Source organism: Paenibacillus sp. JT22N7 (assembly GCF_059383875.1).
In genome coordinates, this window is record NZ_JBXENY010000009.1 from 107,804 (window position 1) to 126,709 (window position 18,906).

General features: G+C 52.1%; 16 protein-coding genes, 1 pseudogene and 1 CRISPR repeat array (1 of these 18 running past the window's edge). Of the genes and pseudogenes, 2 read left to right on the top strand and 15 right to left on the bottom strand.

Going from position 1 to position 18,906, the window contains the following annotated elements:
- Nucleotides 1-300: a CRISPR direct-repeat array (repeat unit 32 nt; unit sequence GTCGCACTCTATGTGAGTGCGTGGATTGAAAC) (it extends 66 nt beyond the left edge of the window).
- Nucleotides 301-677: 377 nt separating this feature from the next.
- A complete protein-coding gene (locus AC50Y5_RS23065; RefSeq protein WP_155973307.1) occupies nucleotides 678-980 on the top strand; it encodes a BLB8/JUQZ-1 family protein in 303 nt (100 codons plus the stop codon).
- A 198-nt stretch (nucleotides 981-1,178) separates the two neighbouring features.
- Here AC50Y5_RS23065 and AC50Y5_RS23070 read toward each other — a convergent pair.
- The 10 genes and pseudogenes from AC50Y5_RS23070 to AC50Y5_RS23115 all read right to left on the bottom strand — a co-directional run.
- Nucleotides 1,179-1,940, bottom strand: a pseudogene (locus AC50Y5_RS23070) (Rpn family recombination-promoting nuclease/putative transposase); the annotation flags it as partial.
- An 85-nt stretch (nucleotides 1,941-2,025) separates the two neighbouring features.
- Entirely contained in the window at nucleotides 2,026-2,334 is a 309-nt protein-coding gene (locus tag AC50Y5_RS23075) for a rhodanese-like domain-containing protein (protein WP_046233130.1), read from the bottom strand.
- A gap of 114 nt (nucleotides 2,335-2,448) precedes the next feature.
- A complete protein-coding gene (locus AC50Y5_RS23080) occupies nucleotides 2,449-5,460 on the bottom strand; it encodes a VWA domain-containing protein (RefSeq protein ID WP_494864016.1) in 3,012 nt (1,003 codons plus the stop codon).
- Nucleotides 5,450-7,435, bottom strand: a complete 1,986-nt coding sequence (locus AC50Y5_RS23085; protein ID WP_494863926.1) for a VWA domain-containing protein — start codon at nucleotides 7,433-7,435, stop codon at nucleotides 5,450-5,452. Before AC50Y5_RS23085 ends, AC50Y5_RS23080 begins: the two co-directional genes overlap by 11 nt.
- A gap of 59 nt (nucleotides 7,436-7,494) precedes the next feature.
- A complete protein-coding gene (locus AC50Y5_RS23090) occupies nucleotides 7,495-8,532 on the bottom strand; it encodes a DUF58 domain-containing protein (RefSeq protein ID WP_494863927.1) in 1,038 nt (345 codons plus the stop codon).
- Entirely contained in the window at nucleotides 8,529-9,518 is a 990-nt protein-coding gene (locus tag AC50Y5_RS23095) for an AAA family ATPase (protein WP_056038039.1), read from the bottom strand. The genes AC50Y5_RS23090 and AC50Y5_RS23095 overlap by 4 nt, the downstream gene beginning before the upstream one ends.
- A gap of 16 nt (nucleotides 9,519-9,534) precedes the next feature.
- Nucleotides 9,535-11,283, bottom strand: coding sequence for a DUF8809 domain-containing protein (locus tag AC50Y5_RS23100; RefSeq protein ID WP_494863928.1), 1,749 nt, complete (start codon nucleotides 11,281-11,283; stop codon nucleotides 9,535-9,537).
- A 38-nt stretch (nucleotides 11,284-11,321) separates the two neighbouring features.
- Entirely contained in the window at nucleotides 11,322-12,215 is an 894-nt protein-coding gene (locus AC50Y5_RS23105; protein WP_056038045.1) for an ABC transporter permease, read from the bottom strand.
- Nucleotides 12,212-13,144, bottom strand: a complete 933-nt coding sequence (locus AC50Y5_RS23110; protein WP_494864017.1) for an ABC transporter ATP-binding protein — start codon at nucleotides 13,142-13,144, stop codon at nucleotides 12,212-12,214. The genes AC50Y5_RS23105 and AC50Y5_RS23110 overlap by 4 nt, the downstream gene beginning before the upstream one ends.
- 73 nt (nucleotides 13,145-13,217) lie before the next feature.
- The gene (locus AC50Y5_RS23115) at nucleotides 13,218-15,599 is read right to left on the bottom strand and encodes a DUF8725 domain-containing protein (RefSeq protein WP_494863929.1); all 2,382 of its coding nucleotides are present in this window, start codon (nucleotides 15,597-15,599) and stop codon (nucleotides 13,218-13,220) included.
- A gap of 359 nt (nucleotides 15,600-15,958) precedes the next feature.
- On the opposite strand from AC50Y5_RS23115, the gene AC50Y5_RS23120 reads away from it, so the two are divergent.
- Complete coding sequence (locus AC50Y5_RS23120) at nucleotides 15,959-17,164, top strand: MFS transporter (RefSeq protein WP_494863930.1); 1,206 nt, start codon at nucleotides 15,959-15,961, stop codon at nucleotides 17,162-17,164.
- A gap of 224 nt (nucleotides 17,165-17,388) precedes the next feature.
- On the opposite strand, the gene AC50Y5_RS23125 is transcribed toward AC50Y5_RS23120, so the two are convergent.
- The 5 genes from AC50Y5_RS23125 to AC50Y5_RS23145 all read right to left on the bottom strand — a co-directional run bounded on the left by AC50Y5_RS23125 (nucleotide 17,389) and on the right by AC50Y5_RS23145 (nucleotide 18,509).
- Nucleotides 17,389-17,514, bottom strand: a complete 126-nt coding sequence (locus tag AC50Y5_RS23125; protein ID WP_155973309.1) for an S-layer homology domain-containing protein — start codon at nucleotides 17,512-17,514, stop codon at nucleotides 17,389-17,391.
- 99 nt (nucleotides 17,515-17,613) lie between these two features.
- Nucleotides 17,614-17,796, bottom strand: coding sequence for an S-layer homology domain-containing protein (locus AC50Y5_RS23130; RefSeq protein ID WP_081418950.1), 183 nt, complete (start codon nucleotides 17,794-17,796; stop codon nucleotides 17,614-17,616).
- A complete protein-coding gene (locus AC50Y5_RS23135) occupies nucleotides 17,768-18,001 on the bottom strand; it encodes an S-layer homology domain-containing protein (protein ID WP_056038055.1) in 234 nt (77 codons plus the stop codon). Before AC50Y5_RS23135 ends, AC50Y5_RS23130 begins: the two co-directional genes overlap by 29 nt.
- 46 nt (nucleotides 18,002-18,047) lie before the next feature.
- On the bottom strand, nucleotides 18,048-18,206 hold the full coding sequence (locus AC50Y5_RS23140; protein ID WP_155973312.1) for a hypothetical protein: 159 nt from the start codon (nucleotides 18,204-18,206) through the stop codon (nucleotides 18,048-18,050).
- A gap of 9 nt (nucleotides 18,207-18,215) precedes the next feature.
- Complete coding sequence (locus AC50Y5_RS23145; RefSeq protein ID WP_494863931.1) at nucleotides 18,216-18,509, bottom strand: hypothetical protein; 294 nt, start codon at nucleotides 18,507-18,509, stop codon at nucleotides 18,216-18,218.
- Between the last annotated feature and the right edge of the window lie 397 nt (nucleotides 18,510-18,906).

Consider the following 18,906-nt stretch of genomic DNA (forward strand, 5'->3'; position numbering starts at 1 on the left):
TCGCACTCTATGTGAGTGCGTGGATTGAAACAATGCGCTCTAGGTGGGCGCTGCCGCGTTTTACGTCGCACTCTATGTGAGTGCGTGGATTGAAACGGTCTGCTGGTTTAGCACCAGGTGGGTCGGTGATGGTCGCACTCTATGTGAGTGCGTGGATTGAAACGTCAGCTGGTCGGGACACAATGATCCGGCCAACTGTCGCACTCTATGTGAGTGCGTGGATTGAAACACACGACTGGCCTGCGATAACTGGATATACCATTGACGAGTCGCACTCTATGTGAGTGCGTGGATTGAAACATTTATTAAGCTCCGCTGCGGTGGGGCTATTTTAGTCGCACTCTAGTGAGTGTGTGGATTAAAACTTGCCAGTTCCACATAAAAGGTGATTGCCTTGCTCGTCGCACTCTATGTGGGTTCGATGATTAAAACATATTGGCTTGAGTTATCTTGCCAAGCAAGCTTTGTCGCGCTTTTGGTGGGCGTGTATATACAGCGCCTAATGTAGCCTCTTTAAACACAGTCGCACTCAACTATACAGAAACAAACGTGCTAGCAATTAATAGTCTTAATACGACAATTTACACCTCTATGCAAGCAGAAACTACTATTGTATGATTAAATTGGATTTACTTATTATTTCTATTTAAGTAAATTAATTGAAATAGGAGGTTCAAATGAAAAAATCCATTCAGAAAACTTTTCTCGCCACCACCTTAGCCCTTGCATCCTTTACAAGTTTCGCATTACTAGCTCCAACAACGGCTTCAGCAGCTGGAACAACCTTTATAACTTTGAAAAAAGGAAATTCTACGTCACTCTTTGGTGCGAATAGCTATGTTGTTGCATCAGGAACATCTATTGTTTCCGTATCTTCATCTGGATGGCTAACTGCTTTAAATACGGGCAGCGCAACAATTCGTGGCTACAGTTCCAGCGGGGTCCTTCTCTCGACTTGGTTTGTTACTGTAACCTCATAAATTTATCTATCAGACCGCCACACAAGGCGGTCTGTATTTTTTTATACAGTCCTCCTATTCAACGCTGCTGTATTACTGTTTTTGCTCATGACGTACTCTGTGTGAGTGCGTGGATCAATTGACGATTTTTTTTGTAAAAACATCCCCTTAAAGACAAAACGAGCCGACCGCAATGGGGCGGCTCGTCTCTATTTTTTACTATAACGACTTTAAATCAATTATTTCTTTCTCAGTTAGACCGGATGCTTCGACGATAACGGAAAGCTCAACTCCAAGAGCAAGGAGCTTTCTGGCAATTTCCTTTTTCGCCTCCGCCTTTCCTCTTGAGTTAGCTGCTTCATACATCGAAGCTTCATCATGCAAATACTTCTGGCGATCTTCATACTGTCTTCGTGCTTCTAAATCCTGACTCAAAAATTCCAGCGTATCCATGGCCTTTTTTAGTACCGGTTCATTCATCGTTAGCACCTCCCATTTGGATTGATCTGCACCTTTCAGAAATAACAGCCAGTTCACAAGTCCGCCTTCCTCAATTGAAATGGCTTGTTCGTCTAGCTTCGGCAGCTCCAGAAAGTGAAATTCAATATCGTCAATTAGTGAAATTCCGGTTCGATCTTCCCGCAGATGAAATACGTTATGATACAAATCATTTGGCAGCAAGGCGTAGTTCAAAATATTAATAGTCACGCACCGTTTCAGTTGGCTATAAGGGTGCCCTTCCTGCAATTACCCAGAGTATTGCTTACTCCAATAGAAAAGCGTTCTTTTCTCAGTGTCATATTTATTAAAAAGCTGCATTTCAACATTAATTATTTCGCCTTCAGTTGTCCTGGCTCGAATGTCCAGAATGGATTGCTTGTCGCGCGGAGAGTCCTTATCTGTATAAGGGTTGAGCAAAATAATCTTTTTCAATGGGGGCCTTCCAGCCTCATCAAATGTTCGGTTTAAAAAGGTTAATAGTGAAAACCAACCTACAAAATCAAAAGCAGCCTAGCAATCCGCCAACAAGCGGTTGCAAGGCTGCTTTTCTTTTTAACTAACTATACTACGCTCCAGTCACAATGGCTCCCGGCCAAGCGAGCATGCCGCCCGTCATATTAGTGACGGAGTAGCCCTGTGGCGCGAGGAAGCCGCATACTTTGCCACTGCGTCCGCCGCTGCGGCAGACGAAAATAATATTTTCATCCTTAGGCAGCTCATCCAAACGCTCCTGAATTTCAGACAATGGCAAATGCGCTGCTTCGGCAATGTGTCCCTCTTCCCACTCGTCAAGCTCACGAACGTCGATTAAATGAAACTTTTCCTTATTATTCAGACGCGCCTCTACTTGCTCCGGCGTGATTTCGTTATACATCGTTACGTCAGCTCCTCAGAAAAAATCTTTTATGTGCATTGTAACTTTCGACGCCGCCATTGTCCATTCCTCTAAACAAAACCAACATTCTAGCCTAGCAGCTTGTCAAAAATGCTACCGCTTGCCGCGCTTCTTCGCGGCAAGCAGACGATTGAGCGTCGCATGGCCGTCAGCTGGGTTTGTCTCTGAATTCGCAGGCGGAGCTAATGGCTGACTGCTTGTGCCTACTGATTTAAACTGCTGGTCGTCTCGCTGTTGCTTGCTTGCCTGACCTTGTCCCTCCGGCCGCACAGCTTGGGCTCGATTTGAGCCACTAGCAATCTGCGACGAATGGATCGCAGCTCGCTGCACGCCAGCAAGGTCTGCACCAGCACCCTTCGCCTGACCAGATGCTGGCGAGGCGGAAGCCGCATCACTTGTGCCCGCGCGCTCGCCATAAAAGCCTGCGGTGCGGCTTTTACGCTGCTGCAGCCTGCTCACTCCTGAAGGTGCAGCGGCGTCTGGCTCTTTCCTCTGCAAACGTCCGCCCGCTAATCCGAGCCTCGTCAAAAGCATTCGCCCGATTCGCTGCCAAGGCAGCGACAGCCGACGCAGCAAAATGTCGAGCAGCCACAGCGCCAAAATCAATAGGAGCAGCTCACGAGTCCAATCATAAGGCTGCCTGGACTCTACTGGAATGAAGCGGTAAACCTCCTGCGGCGCGTCCAGCGACAGCAGGCGTCCGCCAGTAGCGTTAGCAAGCTGCTGCAGCGCTTCTGTTCCATTTTCACCCGTCAATCGATACTCAGGCGAATATGGAATGACAAAACCCGTTGTCGTGCCACTACCCGTATTTGGCGTTTCCGCTCCGCCCGCAGCAGCGGTCTGTTCATTCACTTGCATTAAATACACGCCCGGCTCAGACACCGGAAGGCTTGCCGCATATTCGCCCGGAGCCGCGGGAAGCGGAGAAAGCGTCGTGCTTTTGCCAGCTTCGTCCGTGACCACAGCTGACAGCTTCGCTGCTGTATCACTGCCCTCGGTGCGCAAGCGCAGCATCGCCTCTCGACCATCCAGCTCAGCTGTTGCGGAATACGGCGTGCTCTCAAATTGGGGAAACGTCCATTTAATCCACTCGGCGAGAACATTAGGCAAGGCGGACCACTGTACCCAGTCTCGTGACCATTTTCCAGTCAAGTCGCTCGTCCAGGCTACCGTTCGTCCTGAGCCATAAGCCCAGCGTGCCAAAATCGGATCGCCTTGTGGGGATCGCAGCGCGACCTCTGCCGTTTCCTTCGCTGTCGTTGCGATGTACGCCTGCAAAACCGGCAAGCCATTTTGCCACATCGTCGCCCAGCTTCCGGCTTGCCCGATGAGCGGCGGCGCATTTTGCTCCACAATATACGTTCGTGACATTAACACCGTCTCACGGCTGAAAATAGCCGGAAGCGTGCTTTCATCATTTGTAAAATAAAACCGTCCCTTTGCCTGCTTCGCAAGCTGCTCCAGCATCACCTGATCCGCACCGTCTCCTACTGCAACTGTAGACATCGTCATTTTATTGTCGACCATGCCTTGTGTCAGTGCAGCATATCCCGGATTAGAAGCCGATTGGCCATCGGTGAGCAAAATAATATGCTTGCGCTGGGCATCCATTTCCAGCAGCTTGTTGTAAGCGGTATCCAGAGCCGGGAAAATTTCCGTGCCCCCATCAGCCTGAATGCCTTGGATTTTAGCCAAAACATCGTCGCGTTCCGTCAGCTTGGTCGGCTCCACGATCCACCATGGCGTCGAGTCGAAGGCGACTACGCCTACCGAATCCTCGGGACGCATCAGCTCAATCGTTCGCATCGCCGCTTCCTTCGCGAGCTCCAGCTTGCCGCCAGACATACTGCCGGAACGGTCAATTACTAATATCAAGCCGAGCGACGGAAGCTGTCGCTTGCCCTTCAAATCCATGTAAACCGGCAGCGCCTTCTCGATAGGCGTTTGAAAATAGCCGCCCAAACCAAAGCTGTTGTCGCCCCCTAGCATGACTAGGCCGATGCCATAATCGCTGACCGCTTTGCCGAGCCACTCCATCGGTTTTGCCGCAATGCGGGTTGCCGGAACATTATTTAAAATAATGCTGTCATAGGCAGCATATGAAGCCAGCTGTACAGACAGCCGCTCAGGCGGAATCGTCTCGTAACGAATGAGCGAGGCTTTCAAAGCTGCCTCCACATTTCCCGATGAGCCCGGCACGCCTTCGACAATAAGCACAGCGGGCGGGCCGCTAACTCTGCTGAACGCATAAGCCGTATTGTTCTGCTCGCGTTCATCCCCTTCGGCATATAGCTCGGCCCGGAAACGGTGAAAGCCCGGTTCCAGCGCAGCGCTTTGCAGGGCAAAACGATTTTCGCCCGGCTCCAGCACGATATCACTTGTCGAAAGCTCACGGTTATCTTCATAGATCCTCAGCTTGGCCGCACCGGATGATGTGCTGTTAATCGTAAACTCAAACGTAAACTTCTCGCCCTGACGCAGCGTTTGCGGTACGTCCATCGCTTCGAGCGAAGCGTCCACCCGCTGCGGGGCAGCTATCGGAACGACATCCACCTCAATGCCAGCATGCTTTAGCAGCTCCGCTTGGCGCAGCATGCTTCCGGCGTTTTCAGCGCCATCGGAGAGCAGCACGATTTTGCCGCCACCGGCTTCATGCAGCATGCCAGACGCAAGGCGGAGCGCTTGAGACAGATCCGTGAAATTTTCATTCACACCTGAACGGAACGTATATCGTTCCGCACTTGGAAGCTCATCAGGCGAAAGTACCTTATCGATTGCCGCATCCAGTCCGATGGACACAATTCCGCTTCGGTCCTCTTCGTCTTTCGCCGCCGAGGCTTTGGCAATCCACTCGCCTAAAGAGGCATCGGCATTGACGGACGCGGAGCGATCCGCTACAAAAATAACGTTTCGCTGCTCGACACGCCAGTAAGGCTGCACGCCAGCAGCGATCGCAATGACCAGTAGCAGGATGAGTCCACGCAGCGCAATGGCTATCTTTTTACGAGTGCCCTGCAGCCGCAGCGTACCTCGAATCATCCACCACACCGCCGCAGCCCACGGGATAAGAAGAAGGAGCGCCCAAGGTGAATCAGCCTGCATTCCCACGCCTATACACCTCCCATTCCACCAGCATCAGCGCAAGCAGTGCCAGCGCGAGCCATGCGGCAAAAGCATTTGCAGCATTTGCCGTCTCCACGCTGCCCGCAGCACTTCCCGCATCAGCCTGGTTTTGACTTGTCTCAGAGGAAGCAGCTGCAATCGGCTTAATATCGGCAGTTGCAGACATCGATGCACTTTCGGCGGAAGCCGCATTTACAGCAAGCATCCTCTGGCCGATCGTTTCTCCTTCTGCGTTTTGCTCCATTAAACGGTACAAGCCCGGAACCGCTGGGGCGATAGCCGGTTCTTGCGAAGCAAGCGCCGCAGACAGATTGCTGTCAGGCAGCGATTTTTCGCTATAGCCGCCTATAGTTTCAATCATTTCCCACTTGGCACTTACTGTCTCATTTAAAAAAGCAAGCTGTAGCGCACTTCCGGCATCCGCCGTCCCTAGCTGAGCCCGACTGCCACCGCTCATCCAGTCCGCAGCCTGTACAATTAGCACGGGAAACTCCGGCCGCAGCGGCAAATCGCTGCTTTGCATATCAAAGGTAAAGCGCAGCTGCGGCCTGCCTTGCACCGAGCCTGCATAAATAGCAGGCAAGCCGCCATAGGTGACAATGGCATCTCCCCAAGTCCCCGCATCCTTCGCCTTCACCATCCGTCCAATATGGGTATCTTCAAATGAAAGATAGGCGGTAACGGGATGGTCGGCTATCGCCACCCTGCTATTCGCAGGCGAAGCCGTCTCTTCCTCGGTCGCTTCTGGATGATCAATATACCAGACGGGCTTGGAGGCAAACAGCTCCTGCCAGCTTTTGTCCGTACGAAGCTTCGCTGTGTCTCCATCCATAATGACCCAGTCGATGTCCTTAACATGCTCCTTGGAAGGAACGTATTGTGCTGGATCAACCTTTATCGTTTTTACCCCAGCGAGCTGGAGTGCTTTTTCCAAAAACAAGTTGCCGGATGTAGCCAAAAGCACCTGCTGCGCTTTAGATACAATCGGAAACTGATAGGCGATATTGTCCGCCGCATAATCATCGGTCGCTCCGCTGATTTTGGCTGTATAATAGCTTGCCTCTTCCGGCAGGCCAATCACATCTACGCTCGTCCAGCCTCCAGACTCAAGCTTGACCGATTTTGTCGCCGCAGGCTCCGATTCCTTGTCCGCATAAACAGCAAGCTGGATCTGCTTGGAAGCAGCGCTGTCATTGCGAAGCGTCACTACGCCTGCCCGCTTGCCATCCTCCCCAACTGCCGCATGAATTCCAAAATACAAAATAGCACTATTATTGCTGCCAGCTTGTGGGGCAGAAAGTTTGAATTGCTCAAGCTTTGCATGAAGCGTGAGCAGGTTAACGGAGTCCGCATCCTGCCACCTGCCATCGGTTAAAAGCAAAATCTGCCCGCCTTGTTCATTCGCAAGCAGCGAGTCGGCTAGTGATAAAGCCGCTACGTTGTCCTGAGTACCGAAATCTGGCGTTATGGCTTTCAACTGCTGCAGCACGAGCTCATGGTCCGTTTCCTTGGACAAAATAATGCGAGGCTGCTCGCCCGTTACAAGCAAAGTAATGAGCTCCCCTTTCGGCTGCTCGCTCAGCCACAGCTCCGCCTGCTGTACAGCGGCGTGCAGCAAGCTGCCTTGCGAGCTTCCTCCGGGCATAGCCGCTGTCATGCTTGCGGAGCGGTCAAGTACGATGACGGTATGACTGCCGCTGCGGCTATCTGCCGTGAGATACGGCTGCATGAGCGCCAGCACTAATACAGCAGCTGCGAGCAGCTGCAACAGCATTAGCGGGCGGGTGCGCAGCTTTTGCCATGGACGATTCGCCTCCTGCTCGCGCAGCATGCGATTCCACAGCATGTGGCTCGCGATTTCGGTATCCATATACGTACGCTTGAATAAATACATTAATACGATGGCTGGAAGCGCCAAGCCGAATAAAGCCGATAGCGGCGATAGCAGCTGCATTTCTCCTCCTCCTTTCACCCAAGTTGCAAGTTTCTCCTCACATCAGTTCCCGTTCAAACTTAACTATGACTGTGCAGCACACCAGCGCGCAGCAGCGTATGCTGAACCGTTTGCTCCATCGGCTTGCTCGTATCAATAAAAATATAAAGCGCTCCGCGCTCTGCGCAAAGCTTCTTAAGATGACTGCAATAATCGTTAACTGTAACGCAATATTGTTCGAGCAAACGGCTGCCTAAAGCAACCTCCTTGCCCGTGCCGAGTTCACTGTCGAGCAAATTCAATTCACCTGTCAAAGCTGGGTTTAGCTCCTCTGGGCTCAATAAATGGAGAAAGACAACCTGCTGCCGGGCAGCAAGCAGGCTGAGCAGCGTCTCTTCAATGCCCGCTTCATACATCGCATCGGATACGACCCAAGTGACGCCCGTACGATGCGGGAGCTGACCAGCCTGCTGAATAGCTTCCCTCATAGACAGGGCTGCCGCCTGTTGTTCCATTGCTCTTCCTAGGCCCGTCATAGAAGGCTTAAGCTCCTCGCCCTGTTGAAAAGACGGCTGCTCCATTCCCCGTTCCAGAGCCGCCGCCAAAAAATGAAATAAACGCGCAGTGGAGCCCCTGCCGCGAAGCGAGGGAAGCTCTGCCGGAGCTGTGCCGCCAAACAGCTTGACCGCAACGCGGTCCTCGCCTGACAGCGCAGCGTATCCGCCGCTGGCCGCCAGCTGCAAGGCGCAGCGCAGCTTATTAGCCTGTTCGCCGCCGAAGTTCATCGATGGAGATACATCAACGTACACATGCAGCGTAAGCTCCTGCTCATCCCAATATTGCCGCATATACGCTCTGCCCGTTCGGCCGTATACATTCCAATCCAAGCGGCGAATGTCGTCGCCGGGCGCATAAGGACGATAGTCTGCAAATTCCTGCGAGCCGCCGAGGGTGCTAGAGCGGCGCTTGCCAGCCATCGAACCCTTCACCCGGCTGCCCGCAGCCACTTTCATCCGCTCCAAACGATGCAGCAGCGAGGAATCGGGAAAAAGCTTGGCTAAGGCACCGCTGAACGCTGAATGCTGGAATCCGCTTCCAGAACCGCTGTGCCCATTCATCTTGTCAGCTCCAATGCGCTTAGGATGGATTCGGTCATTTGATCCGTCGTTATGCCTGCTGCCTGTGCCTCGTAACCGAGCACAACCCGATGCCGAAGCGCTGGCACAGCTACCTCGCGAATATCGCTCCACGATACGTGCAGCTTTCCGCTGCAAAGCGCCCTTACCTTGCTGACCGCCACAATCGCTTGCAGCGCCCGCGGTCCGGCGCCAAATCTAACATATCGCTTCACATCATCAGGAGCATCTGCTTCAGCGGGATGCGTCATCATCACTAGCCTGACCGCCAAGTCCAGCACATCATCAGCGACCAAAATATGCTTGGCATACAGCTGCAACTCGGTCAGCTCTTCCCCGTTCATCTTCACTTGGGCGCGGGGCTGAGCAGCCGCCGTTGTGCGCAGCACAATTTCTTTGAGCTCCTCGCGCGTCGGATAGCTGACGCCGATTTTGAGCAGGAAGCGGTCAAGCTGCGCTTCCGGCAGCGGGTATGTCCCTTCCTGCTCGATAGGATTTTGCGTTGCCAATACAAAAAAAGGACGCGGCAGCTGGCGGGTTTCTCCGCCAGCTGTCACCGTGCCTTCCTGCATCGCTTCGAGCAATGCGCTTTGTGTTTTTGGCGTAGCACGGTTAATTTCATCGGCCAGCACCAAATTGCCGAAGATCGGTCCGGGCTGGAAGCTGCGTCCCGCTGCCCCCTGCTCGGTAAAATCGATCAGCGTCGTTCCCGTAATATCCGCAGGCATTAGATCGGGCGTAAATTGAATCCTTGAATATTGCAAGGAAATGGTATCCGCCACCGTGCGGACAAGCATTGTTTTCCCAAGACCGGGGATGCCTTCCAGCAGCGCATGTCCGCCTGCCAGCAAGCACCACAATAGCTGCTCGACTACCTTTTTTTGCCCTACAATGACGCTCCCAATTTCCGCTTGCAGCGCAGCTATACGCTCAGCCGCTTGTGTAATCTGTTCCTTGGATTCTATCATTTGACCACCCCGCTCCTTATCGATTCGGCTGTATGTTGTCGAAATATTGCTTTACTTTATCCTGCATGGCCTGTGGCAGCTGGGAGCGTCCAAGCGCTTTTTTGGCTTCGGTCGCATATTCGCTGTACACTTCCTCGTAAGGGCGTGTCGTGCCGTCAATCATTGGAGACTTGCCGCCCGTTTGCTCTTGGCCGCCAGTAGATGGTCCGCCATCCTCCTGCACATTGCCCTCACCCGCCATCGTGCGCGGCGTTGTTACAAGCGTTCGTCCGCCCGCTCCAGTACCGCCTTGCAAGCCTCCTTGCCCACTGCCCGAGCCACTGCCAGCACCTTGGCCGGCCCCGGCGCCTGTACCTGAGCCAGCACCAGCTCCTGCTCCAGCACCGGCCCCAGCACCGCTGGACGAAGGATCGCCGCCGCTGCCAGAAGCGCCGGAGCTTCCCGGCGCGGCGCCCGATCCGGGCTCGCTCGGCGAGCCCGATGCTCCGCCAGCGCTGCTGCCGCTAGGCGAGCCATTGCCGGAGGCCGCCGCTGCCCAGCTCGGCGGCACGGTACCGCCGCTGGCAGCCAATTGGCCCGCAAGCGGCTGTCCGCTTTGTCCAAGCTGGCTCGCCATTGCGCTAGCCAACTGCTCCAGCTGTGCCTGCGACAATTCGCCGGCCAGCGCTTCTTCCAGGGCGGCGAGGCCATCGCCGCCCTCCGTTTCGCCCGAAGCGTCATCACCCGCTTCGGAATTGCGCGCTTGCTCCGCGGCTTCTGCCAATGCGGACGCGAGCGCCTCCTTGTCTTGCGGCAGCTGCTCGGCAAGCTGCTCCAGCGCCTGCGCAAGCTGCTCCTTCTGCTCAGGCGTCAGCTTCTGCAGCTCCGAGCGCATATCGCTAATCGCTTCGCGCATGCCCGATTCCAGCCGGTCCTGCAGCGCAGCTCCCAGTTGCTTCAGCGCAGGCTCGCGCTGCATCGCTTTCGCAGCCTCATCAAGCTGCGACGCCGTTTGCTTCGCCAGCTCCGCCGTCTGTTCAAGCTCGCGCATCGCCTCGGCCAGCTCGGCAAGCGCCGCTTCCATGTCGCTGTCGTTTTCCTCCAGCTTGCTGCGCAGCTTCTCAAGCGGCTCGGCAAGCTGCTGCTTCGCCTCCTCAGGCACATCTGCCTGCTCCGCTTCCTCCGCGAGCGCAGCCGCTTCTTCCCGCAGCGCTTCGAGCTGCTGCCGCTCAGCAGCCCGCTCCTCCGCCAAATGATCCAGCGGATTCGCCCATACGAGCAAAAGCGCGGAAATAGCCCATACCGCGCTAACCCCCAGCACGGCCCGCTTCCACGCTGGCCATGCGGGCCAAGGCAGCCGCTTGCTCAGCATAGCGGCATAAGCTTTCGCTGCAGCGATAGCCTCCTGCCGCTGCAGCATAACAATAGCAGATGGCTGCCCAGCCGGGCGCAGCCATCCATCAAGCGCGGTCGACACGGCATCATCCGTGTCATGCCGATCCATCGCTCTCGCCGCATCACGCAGCGAGGCGCGCCGCCAAAGCCCATACAGCAGCCCCGCCAGCAGCCCCGCCGCCGCCAAAATCACAGCCGCTGGCCGCGCATGTAGCAGCGGCCACAGCCTGCTTGCGACCAGCAGCAGCAAGCCTGCCGAGCTGCCTATAAGCAAGCCTTTCAGCCCATACTTGCACATCGTGAACATCGTCAATCTCAGGCGCACCGGCAATAGCAGCTCAGGAAGCTGCTGCTGTTCTTCTTTAGCCCGACTGCTTCCGCTTGGCTCCATTCGTGTTCCCTCCTGATTTAATACCGACTTCTCATCCCTTATTTCCGGTTTTGCTTCATGCGAGGACGCAAGTAACGAATACTTAACCAAATCGCTAGAGCGGCTAATACTAGATAAATGAGCATGAACTCCTGCCATAGCTGCAGGAACGGTTCAGATGCTGTTGCACCAGATCCCGAATAAACGATTTCTCTGGTTATATTAGGGTCCAAAATGCTGTACATCGCCACCGCTGGATTCCATGCAAAAATATGAGCGATCCATTCGTTAGAAGAGCTGTTTCCTGAAACCTGCATCGATACCATTATCGCTACATAACCGATGAGCGCCGTGCCCGCGTACAAAAACAAGGTCACGCCATACGTCAAAATGACAGCAATCATCGTCCGCTTGACGAGGGTGGAAAACAAAACGCCGAATGCTCCGATTACGATCATCAAAAATAAATAAAAGCAAAAGACGAGCAGCAGTTGCACAGGCGATATGCCGCCGAACAGAAACATCATGCTGTATATGGGAAGTGTACTTATGACGATTAAAATCATAAAGCTCAGGGAAGACAGCAGCTTGCTTAAAATAATCGTTGTCGAGCTTTGCTGCGTCGTAAGCAGCAGATTAAGCGTCTGCCGCTCGCGCTCCCCACTTATAACGCCAGCCGTCAAGCCCGGAGCCATAAAGGAAATGAGGCCGAGCTGTACGAAGCTGAGAAAATAAAACAATATCCGGCTTTCACTCGGATTAAAGGAAGCAGTATTGCCCGAGCTCATATTGAGCAAATAGATAGAGCTAAGGGCAAACAGCCCAATGGCGAATAAATAGGCAAGCAGCGTCCACATCGTGCGCGGCGTCCGCATCCGCAAGCGGAATTCCTTATCCAGCACCGGATTGATCAACTTGCTGCGCCAGTCTTTGCTTACTGTATCGTTTCTCATTCGAAGCCGTCCCCTCCTCTCGTAATTTCCAAAAAGACATCTTCCAAATTCGTCTGCCCTTCACTGAACGAAATAATGCGATAGCCCGCAGCAATCAGTTCGCCGACCAGCTCAGCCTGTTCGAGATCCTGTCCGCTAAAATGGACATGAATGCCCCGTTCATCGCGCATCAGGCGCGTCACATGCGGCTGCTCCTGCAAAAACTGCTCAGCCTCGTCCAGCCGCTCCAGCAGACGAATATATAAAATCCGCTTCACCCGCAGCCGATTCTGGATATCCGACACATTGCCCTGAGCGATCATCTGTCCATGCTCGATGACGCCAATTTCGTCGACCATCTCGGCAAGCTCCGGTAAAATATGCGAAGAAATAATGATCGTTTTGCCCATTGCCTTCAGCTCAAGCAATATTTCCCGCATTTCGATTCTCGCCCGCGGATCAAGCCCGGAAGCTGGCTCGTCGAGTATGAGCAAATCGGGATCATGTACCAGGCAACGTGCCAAGCACAGCCGCTGCTTCATGCCGCGCGACAGCGTATCGACATAAGCGTCCCGCTTGTCACTGAGATTGACCAGCTCAAGCAGCTGCGGAATGAGCTCTTCCCTTTCCTTTTTGGAAATCCCATAGCTCGCACCATAAAAATGCAAATATTCGACCGCTTTAAACTGATCGTACACACCGAAAAAATCCGGCATATATCCAATGCGCTTTCTCACTTCTGCCGGATGCTTCGTCACATCAAAGCCATCTACTTTGGCATAGCCTGATGTGGGAGACAGCAGCGTAGCCAAAATGGACATCGTCGTTGATTTTCCTGCTCCATTCGGCCCTACAAAACCAAACACCTTGCCTTTGGCAATCGTCAAATCGAGCGATTTTAAAGCATGAAACGAGCCGAAAGACTTACTTAGTCCTTTAATTTCAATCATAGGAACGGCTGCTTGCTCCTGGTCGGGCACAAGCCCCGCTTCCTGCTCCATTTGTATTTCCGCCTGCTCCGCCTTATTCATGCTTCGCCACCTCGCCTTCCACTGCAACTTGCGGCATTCTCGTCTCGAGATCCGTGTTTACGATCAGCTTCATCCGCAATTTGAAGCCGTCAATGAGATAGCTCGAAGGATCGTCCATTTCCGCTGCTACTTTAATCCATTTGCCTTGCGCTTCATCCCAAATGAGCCACTTCAAATTTTGCCCGGATTGGGAAGGATCGAGGTGAATGTCCAATTGGTCGTATGTCAGCTGTTCACGCTCAGGGAAGCTGTATTCCAGCACCAGCTCACCTTGCCCAATTGAAAAAGTTGAGTTTCCATAATTTTCTATTCGATTGACGCTTTTCTCAATAATAACAGGATTCACGAATCCTGCCGGCACGACAAGGCGGCCGTTTTCATCCGGCTCCATCTCGCCCAAGCTCTGCACCCACATCGTCAAATTAGCAGCTTTTACTTTATTGTTATTAACAGTAAACAATGCGTCTTCATTTTCACTGAATCCGATAATGACCGGACCATAAATCATCGGTATTGTCGAAGAACTGTAGTTCATATTAAAATACGTTTCGACCAGCGTGCGCTGCCTGCTGAACGTATCCTGATTGCCGCTCTGATACGGGAATATCATGCTGCCGTAATTAAAATATCCCATATTCGTGTTGGGATTGTTGGAGATGAGCGCAGAACCTTCTTCGCCTTGCTTTAAATCACCGATTGAATAGCTGCTGCCGTTCATCACCACAACCACATCATTTAAATCGTTCAAGGTGTCATTTTTAATGATATACTCCATTTGCCCGTTGCTGTTCTGGTAGGACACCTTGAATTGTCCGACCTGCTCCTGCATGGGAACATTTTCAAACACGGCTTTGCGTGTCGACCAATATTCCACATTTTTCCATTCAGCTGTCGTTTGTCCTTCTATGCTCACCACTCTGCTGTCGCTGCGCAAATTCAAGTCGCCCGTGCTGCTGCCTGATGCATAAGGTGTGAGGGGAAGCATTTCATCGAAGCGGGCAACAACTTCGCCGCCATTCGGAACGAAGATCGAAAATGCCCCGGTTTTAACCCCGTCGCCTTGGCCAGATAATTGCACGGTTTGAACCGTGTGGGTAGACATAAAACGTTTATTTTCAGCACCGAAGAAGAAAATAGCAACAGCGCAAATAATGGAGATGAGCGGAATGAGCCACCACGACCACTCCCGCTTGTCTGCCTTGCGCAGCACCAAATACAGCACCGGAGCTACAATAATCATATAAATGATAAACATGACGAGTAGTAGGCCAAAATTAGGCGGTGTAATCGAAGGAAATTGATCTACAATTTGTTGAAAGCCCCAATACGCATTGTTGCCGCTCATATAGCCCTGCTGCATCGGAAATAACGAGCTTTGCAGCCAATTTGCATATAACGTGGCACTTCCCGACCAAGAAGCAATGGGCTCCAGTGCGGGATCAAAAGCAATGTACAGCACCTTGCCAAGTCCCAGCTTGCGCTCAACCGCAATCGGCGTTTCCCCGCCTATCAGCTTTGTTGCCCCAGCGGCAAGCTTGCCTGTCGACAGTGTCATATCACCTGCACTTGCGCTTTTTGCTTCGCCGGCGTTCACCATTTCAGGCGAAATCGGCTGTGACACCGTCCCGCCATCCGGCTCAACTGGCGCAATAGCTGCAAAAGCTTTCGCTGTTTTGCTGTAGCCTGCGCCTCCAGAGAGAATAAGCGTGCCTCCCTTGCTGATCCAGCCAGTAATAGCCGCCACCTGCTGCTCGCTCCAATCCGAAGTCGCAACATCATTAATGGCAAGGACATCAAAATAATCGAGCAGCGAAGCTTCGTTCGGCAGTTGCTCCCGCGTCAGCGGCATTACGGAAATTTGATAGCCTCGCACATTCAGCGAAGGCATGAAATTTAACGTATCGGGATCGCTTGCAAGAACCCCGAAAGTGTAATCGGAAGTGCCATTGCTATCCAAAAAGGCTTTGCCAATGAAAGCTACTTCCTTCCCTTTGGCTGATGCGCCTTCAAAAAAGCGGATTTTGTTATTGTCTTTGCTCAGCTGCGTGCCTGGCAATGAAACCGTCAGCTCGACGGGCGTTTCTTTCGGCAATTCGACCGGCACGACATAATCGGTCGTCATCCCGCCATAAGGCGAAATAATCGAAATGACAACCTCGCCCTTTAAGTCGGCATTCGTCCGATTCGTCAATGTGAGATGGGCAGGCATTCTTTTATCCACTTTCACACTGCCCTGATAGCCTGCTTCTGCTTTCAGCTCAATGCCTGCCGTTTCGGCAAACGCTTTCGAGCCTGTTGCTCCAAGGTCCGCACATAAACTGGCGATCATAATCATCATGACAAAAAGCTTTAATTTAAACCCTAATCGACTCACAGACAGACCCCTCCCTATTTTTTTATGTACTCATCCAAGTTTCTAACGCAAAATACGACGAAAATGTTTCATAATTTTACATAATTCATCCAATGCAGGAAAAAGAAAAGCCTTGTTCGCATAAAGCGACCCAAGGCTTAAGCACAATCTCATTTATTTACACTTGCTGGATAAATCCATAATCGGCAGAAGTTCGCCCCTTCGGGACCACACTGCGGCTTCACGGTACTAGCAGCATTTATCTTATGCCAAAAATATAAAACTCGTCATTCCCATTTATTTGAAGAAACCAACCATATTTGTGGGTGACAAAGAGCCGGATCGTAGGCTAAAGTAGTGATGAAAGGGGTTTTATAAAGATGTCTACTGCTTTGTCAGCTTCTGAACCAGCTCATTCTACTGCTTCACAGCGCTTGTTGTTTACGATTGTTACGCTATTATACTGGACTTCAATGTACGTTTACGTACCGACGTTATCGCCTTTTTTGAGCGGCCGCGGCTTGTCGATGCAGCTGATTGGCATTGTGCTTGGCAGCTATGGCTTTGTTCAAATGCTCGTCCGTTTCCCAGTTGGTGTCGCTTCTGACCGCTTCGGCAAACGCAAGCCTTTTATTATACTGGGCATGGTGACTGCTCTGTTAAGCTGCCTGATGTTTCTGGTGCCAGGACACTGGCTATGGCCGCTCGGAGGCCGGGCAATGGCAGGCATATGCGCCTCAACGTGGGTTGCTTTTACAGTCATGTATGCCAATTATTTTGCCGCAGAAGATGCTGCGAAGGCGATGGGAAGCATCAGCGTGATGATCGTTAGCGGCCAAATGCTCGGCATGCTGATGAGCGGAACAGTGACCGATATGTGGGGAGAAGCAGCACCATTCATTACTGGGGCTGTTATCGCTGGGGTAGGGCTGCTGCTAGCCCTAATTTTAAAAGAACCGCAAAAACAGCTGCATGAGCGCATCGGCATGACACTCGCGATGGCGCGCAGCATTATCGGCACGAAGCTCTTGCTTCAAGTATCGCTGCTCTCCATTCTCGCACATGGCGTGCTGTTCATAACGATGTTTGGCTTCACGCCACTCAAGGCAGAGACGCTGGGCATTACCGGGTATGGGCTGACTTTCATTGTTTTTGCCTTTATGCTGCCGCATGCGCTCGCTTCGATGTTCACCGCCAAATGGTTCGCACCGCGTTTTGGCAACTGGGTCACGATTGGAATTGGCTTCGTGTTAAGCGCAATATGTACGGTGGCCATTGCCTATACGGATTCGTTCGCTATGCTGGTACTGACGCAAGCGATAAACGGCTTCGCTCAAGGCTTGCATTTGCCGCTGCTGCTCGGGCTCTCGATTCGTGACGTCCAGCCTGCTGGGAGAGCTACTGCAATGGGCCTTTATCAGGCCGTGTATTCGATTGGAATGTTCTCCGGCCCTTTTCTAGCCGGTTGGCTCAACGACAGCTGGGGCATGAATAGCGGCTTCTGGTTCGGCGGCATGCTCGGCGCTGCCGCAGCGCTGCTTAGTGCGTGGTGGTATATGAAGGAGCTCAGAGAAAAAGGGCGTTGAGTTGTAAGCGTGCTGAAACAACGGTTCGTTCGTGATGAAGATAGCCGTTTCCCAAAAACGAAAAATAGCGCCACAGGTGTAAGTGCCTGCGGCGCTATTTTTGTAATTTCAGCAGAGGGTCTCAAAGGTTGTCGTTCATTTCTGCCCTTTATATATCCGCCCAATGTATTCATTCACATTTCATTATTTGCTTTACGCATCCAGGATCCGCTAATCCATCCAATTTATTTATTCTTCTGTGCCAGCATGTTAAGCAGCACCGTAACTGCCTCAGCTCTTGTCGCAAGGTCTTGAGGGGCGAAATCATTATCTCCTTTTCCTTTTCCTTGCATTAGACCGGATTGCTTCATAATAAGCAATGCTGCCTTTTGCCCATGCCGGAATTACCGCTTCATCTGCAAACCCAGTTGCAGCACTCGCTGCGCTTGTATGGCCTAATGCAATCGCGATCATTGCTGCCATCTAGCACGTGTAATTTGTGCGTTCGGACGGAAGCTTCCATCCTCGTAACCGTTAATAATGCCAGCTTGCAAGGCTTGACCGACTGCTTTATGAGCCCAGCTGCTAATATTCGTTGTATCTGTGAAGGTTAGAGCCTTTCCATCATCTTGCGGCTTCAGCGTATAGCGTATTCATCAGCATCACAACAAATTCCGCTTGAGAAACCATTTTACCCGGTTTAAAGGTGCCGTCTGCATACCCGTTCACAATGCCGCTGCTGACTGCTTGATCAACATTTGCCTCCGCCCAATGCCCGGAGATGTCACAAAAATTAACATTAATTGGATGAATATCCACAACTAATACCGCAAACTTCGTAAAGGGATTGACATCCACTGTGATTTTATTGCCGCTTATTTTGCTGCCTACGTATCTACTGTCGTTACTGGAATTTCCCCAAAGACAGGCACCCAGGCACCGTTATTCCCGGTATCGCTGTTTCAGCAATTACCGCTGCTGTTGCTGGGAATATCGCTGTTACAACTCCTGAATCCGTTTCATTTGATGCTGCTGCTTCGAAGACATCCAAGGAATCTTCCATTCCTCCTGTTTATGTATATCCGTTTTTCGGTGTAATGGTAATGGTTGCTGTATATGCTGTATTGACAGCAAATGTGCTATGCGCAGGCAACCAGCCAATAGTAGCTGTGTAATCGGTCGTATCCGCTAGAACCGTTACTGGCCTTTCGCCAACTACTGGCACGTTTTTTCCAGCAATTGAAGAGCCTGCAATTGTGACAATCTTGATATTCTCGCTTACTACCACCAGCACTTGTTCATAGGATGCCGGTTTGCCCGTGGTTGCCGCTGTTCGGACATAAATTTTAGCTCCTGAGACAGGCATACTGCTCCTTGCTTAGCGCTTATTCCAGGAAAAACGCCTCTGACGCTTCAAGGCTTGGAAACTACAGCCTTACAGCCTGCGATTGTTGCTCGGATCACTATTGCTGAGAACACAATTGCTGAGATTACTGTGGCTTGGAACACGAAACTCTGGACCCTCACTCCCTTTTTGGCGGACTAAGGATCCGCTATTCTTACTTTTTCTCCGATTTCAGGCCGCACGCGGACAGGAGATCCGCTATTGCCCTCCTCATCCTGCCAAAATGGCGATGGGCAGCATATTAGCGGCTTCTGAGTCCGCAGCCTGTCCCAAAACCCATGCTTCGATTGAAATAGCGGCTGCTGTGTCCTCCAAAGACACCTTTGTGCAGGGAATAATGTAAACACTTGAAATTAAG